The organism is Dietzia sp. DQ11-38-2 (assembly GCF_014145055.1).
Taxonomy (GTDB): domain Bacteria; phylum Actinomycetota; class Actinomycetes; order Mycobacteriales; family Mycobacteriaceae; genus Dietzia.
Map to the genome: position 1 here is coordinate 1,059 of NZ_JAALDW010000471.1, position 3,731 is coordinate 4,789.

Annotated in this window: 3 protein-coding genes; all 3 read right to left on the reverse strand. The window is 70.5% G+C overall.

Going from position 1 to position 3,731, the window contains the following annotated elements; translation table 11 throughout:
• Nucleotides 1-656: beta-ketoacyl synthase N-terminal-like domain-containing protein (locus G6026_RS17580; protein WP_241728110.1), on the reverse strand; the 656-nt coding region annotated here is incomplete at its 3' end.
• A gap of 87 nt (nucleotides 657-743) precedes the next feature.
• Complete coding sequence (gene fadD32 / locus G6026_RS14775; protein WP_107755467.1) at nucleotides 744-2,744, reverse strand: long-chain-fatty-acid--AMP ligase FadD32; 2,001 nt, start codon at nucleotides 2,742-2,744, stop codon at nucleotides 744-746.
• A 111-nt stretch (nucleotides 2,745-2,855) separates the two neighbouring features.
• Nucleotides 2,856-3,731 (reverse strand): cutinase family protein (locus G6026_RS14780; protein ID WP_182613623.1); only part of this gene is annotated, 876 nt, incomplete at its 5' end.

Below are 3,731 nucleotides of genomic sequence, written 5' to 3' on the forward strand. Positions count from 1 at the left end.
TCGTGGCCCTTGAGATCGCTCGCCGGCAGGTGCGCGTGCTCGAGGGCCTCCCAGGTGAGCTCGAGCGCCAACCGCTGCTGCGGGTCCACCATCTCCGCCTCGCGCGGGCTCATGCCGAAGAACTCGGCGTCGAAGTCGCGCACCTCCGCGTCGTCGAGCCACCCGCCCCGGTCCGGTGCCTCGGCCAGGACCTGCTGCACGTAGGCGTCGCCCGCCCACTCGGACCAGCGGGTCGCCGGGCGCGGGCTGGTCGCGTCCCGGCCCTCGGACAGCAGCTCCCACGTGGCCTCGGGCGAATCCGCACCGCCCGGGAACCGCGTGGCGAACCCGATGACGGCGACGTCGAACTCCATGCCCGCCCCGCGGTGACGGAAGGTGTGCAGATCGGCCGGCTCCTCGATCTCGGCCGGGCCGTTGACCACGTACTCGGCGAGGGAGGCGATGGTGGGGTGCTGGTACGCCACCGTGGCGTCCAGTGGTCGTCCGAGGAGGTCCTCGAGATCCGCCGAGAGCGTCACCGCGTCGCGGGAGGACAGTCCGAACTCCTCGAGAGAACGGTCGTCGGTCACCTTGGCGCCGTCGAGTCCGGTGGCCCGTGAGACCCACCCCCGTAACCAGTCGCGGAGCTCTACTACCGTCATCTCGCTCTGTGCCATCGTGGGGATCGCCTTTCGATCGGGTCTCGTCCGGTGTGCTCGCCCGTCGCCGCCGCGCACGTGTGGTGCCGTGAACCGGTCCGGGAACTACTCCGTCGGCTCGTCGGGGAACGCCGTCTGCTGGTGGCCTCCCCGCAACGTCCCGTCGACGTAGGCGGCCTTGCAGGCGCGGCGGGCGATCTTGCCGCTCGAGGTACGGGGGATGGACCCGGCGGGGACCAGGATCACGTCCTGGGCCGTGACACCGTGCCTCGCCGAGATCGCCGAACGGACGGCGTCGGCGATGGGTCCGGGATCCGCCTTGCCCGCACCGGGCGCGCGCTCCCCGACCACGACGAGGGTCTCCGAGGAGTCATCGGCGGGGATGACGGCGCCGTTACGGGCCTCGATCGGGAGTTGGTTGGCGGGCACGGAGAACGCGGCCACGAAGCCCGGGCGCAGGGAGGAGGAGGCGTCCTGCGCGGTGTTCTCGAGATCCTGCGGGTAGTGGTTGCGCCCCGCGACGATCACGAGGTCCTTGACCCGCCCGGTGATGTACAGCTGACCGTCCACGTAGGCACCGAAGTCGCCCGTGCGGAGCCATCGCGCGTCCTCGGGGACGGTGCCGAACTCGCGCACGGTCTTCGAGTTCTCCGCCAGGCGCTCGGTGAGCCTGTTGCCGAAGGTGGCCTCGGACTCCTCCGGTCGGCCCCAGTAGGCCTGCCCCACGTTCGTACCGTGCAGCCAGATCTCACCGACCCGCCCCTCGGGGAGCTCACGGCCGGTTCCGTCGTGCTCGCCCGTCGCCCCGTCGATTCCCGGGTCGACGATGACCGCCCACTGGCTGGGCGCCACGTACCCGCACGCCACCTGCGGGATGGCGTCCTCGTTCCCCTCCACCGAGTCGGGGTCCAGGACGGTCATGACGCCCTTGTTGAGGTCATCCCGGTCCACGTGGATGACGATCGCCTCGTCGTCCTTACGGGGCGAGGAGACGAAGAGTGTCGCCTCCGCCATGCCGTAGGAGGGCTTGATGGCGGTCGGAGCGAGCCCGTACGGGGCGAACGCCTCGTTGAACGCGCGCATCGAGGCGGGGGTGACCGGCTCGGATCCGTTGATGATGCTGGTGACGCCGGACAGGTCGAGCGACTCGCCCTCCCGGGGAAGGCCACGGCGGGCGGCGTGCTCGAACGCGAAGTTGGGTGCCGCGGCGAACACGCCGTCGCCGTCGGACATCGCACCGAGCTGGGTGACCCAGCGTCCGGGCCGCTGCACGAAGGCCCGGGGGCTCATGACGGTGATGGTCGCACCGCCCATCGCGGGCAGGATCACGGTGAGCAGTCCCATGTCGTGGAACAGCGGGAGCCAGGTGACGCCGCGGGAGGCGCGGGTCAGACCCAGCCCGTCGAAGAGCTGCATGACGTTGGTGACGACGTTGCGATGCGTGATCTCGACGCCTGCGGGGACGCGGGTCGATCCCGAGGTGTACTGCAGGTAGGCGATGTCGTCCGCCCCGAGGTCGGGCCGGGACCAGCCCGAGCCGAGTTCGGTCGGGATCGCGTCGACGGCGACCGTGCGGGGGCGCTCACGGGCGGGCAGATCGCGGAAGAGCTTGCGGACGCCGGCCGCCGACTCGGTCGACGTGAGGATGACGGACGGGGTGCAGTCCCCGAGGACGGCGTGGAGACGGTCATGGTGCCCGGGTTCGTCCGGATCGAACAGCGGGACGGCGGTGAGGCCGGCGTGGATGGCGGCGAAGAAGGAGACGATGTAGTCGAGCCCCTGTGGCGCGAGGATCGCCACCCGGTCTCCCCGCGCGGCCACCTGCTGCAGTCGTGCGGCGATCGCGTAGAGCCGGTCACCGAAGTCCGACCACGACAGTTCGGAGACCTCACCCTGCCGCGACGACGAGTAGTCGATATATCGGTAGATGAGGCCGTCCGCCGCGGGGTCCCGGCGCGCTGCGGAGACGTTGGCTTCGACGAAGTCGACCAGGGTGGTGCGATCAGGGATGACGATCGCCCCGCTGGCGTCGTGGTACTGCTCGAACTCCACGTTGCTCCGTTCCGAACCGATGACTGGATGGCCGACGTCGCCGACCTCGGACATACCGGGCGACAAGCTTGGTCGATCTTACAGCGTGCCCTCGCGCACATCCGAACTCCGAATCCCCGACCCTGGCAGGCGTGTCGCGCCCATGCACGGTACTCGGTCGGCCCGTCAGTCGTGGGCGATCTCCGGTGCGGAGTCGACGAGCTCGCGAACGTGACCGATGGTCCACTCCGGGACCGTCGTCCCCATGATCACGTCCGGGTTGGTCGCGTACATGGCGTGGATGGCGTTGTTGGCGACGAACTCCTGGAACCGGGCCGCGCCGTCCACCACGTTGAGCGGGGCGTTGCAGATGAGGTCCCGCGAATCGCAGATCTGGGCGGTGCGGTCAGCGAGTTCCCCGAAGCCACCGGGCCGGGGGCCCGTCATGGTGGCGCCCGCGATGAGCTGGGTGAATCCCGTGACCGGCTGGAGCGAGATCTCCATGCCCTGACCCGTCCCCGGCGACAGTCCCGGCGACTGCCCCTCACCGGGCAGCCGCCGCCCGTCGGCGATGAGCACCGACCCCCGGACCAGGTCGGCCGGCACCGGTCCGTTGCCGGTGCCGATCTCGCTGGTGAGATCGCCGGCGATCACCGCGCCCTGCGAGAAGCCGAGGAGGATGTAGGAGGTGTACGGGCAACGGTCGTGCACCGCCGCCAGCTCGGCGCGCGCACGATCCGTGCCCTCGGCCCGGCTCTGGTCGTAGGTGATCTCGTCCGGGCGCTGCGGGTTCCGGAACTGTGCCACGTAGGGGACCGTGAAGACCTCCAGGCGTTCGGTGGGGTACTGCTCCGACAGCGGATCGGTGATCGTCCTGAGCAGGGCGTTGGGCAGGAAGGCCGGCGCGTACGGGTCGTCGGTCGGGCTGCTCTCCCAGGTCCCCGGTACGGCGATCATCTGCACGTCGGGGCAGTCCGCGGGCTGGGTCAGTTCCGGCTCGGCCGGGCCGGGCAGCGGTCCGTCCGGTCCGGTGGGCAGCCCACGGTCCGAGAGCCACCAGCC

Bases quoted from the DNA above. Each gene is read 5' to 3' on its own strand.
- fadD32 (WP_107755467.1), bottom strand. From the start codon at position 2,744: ATGTCCGAGGTCGGCGACGTCGGCCATCCAGTCATCGGTTCGGAACGG.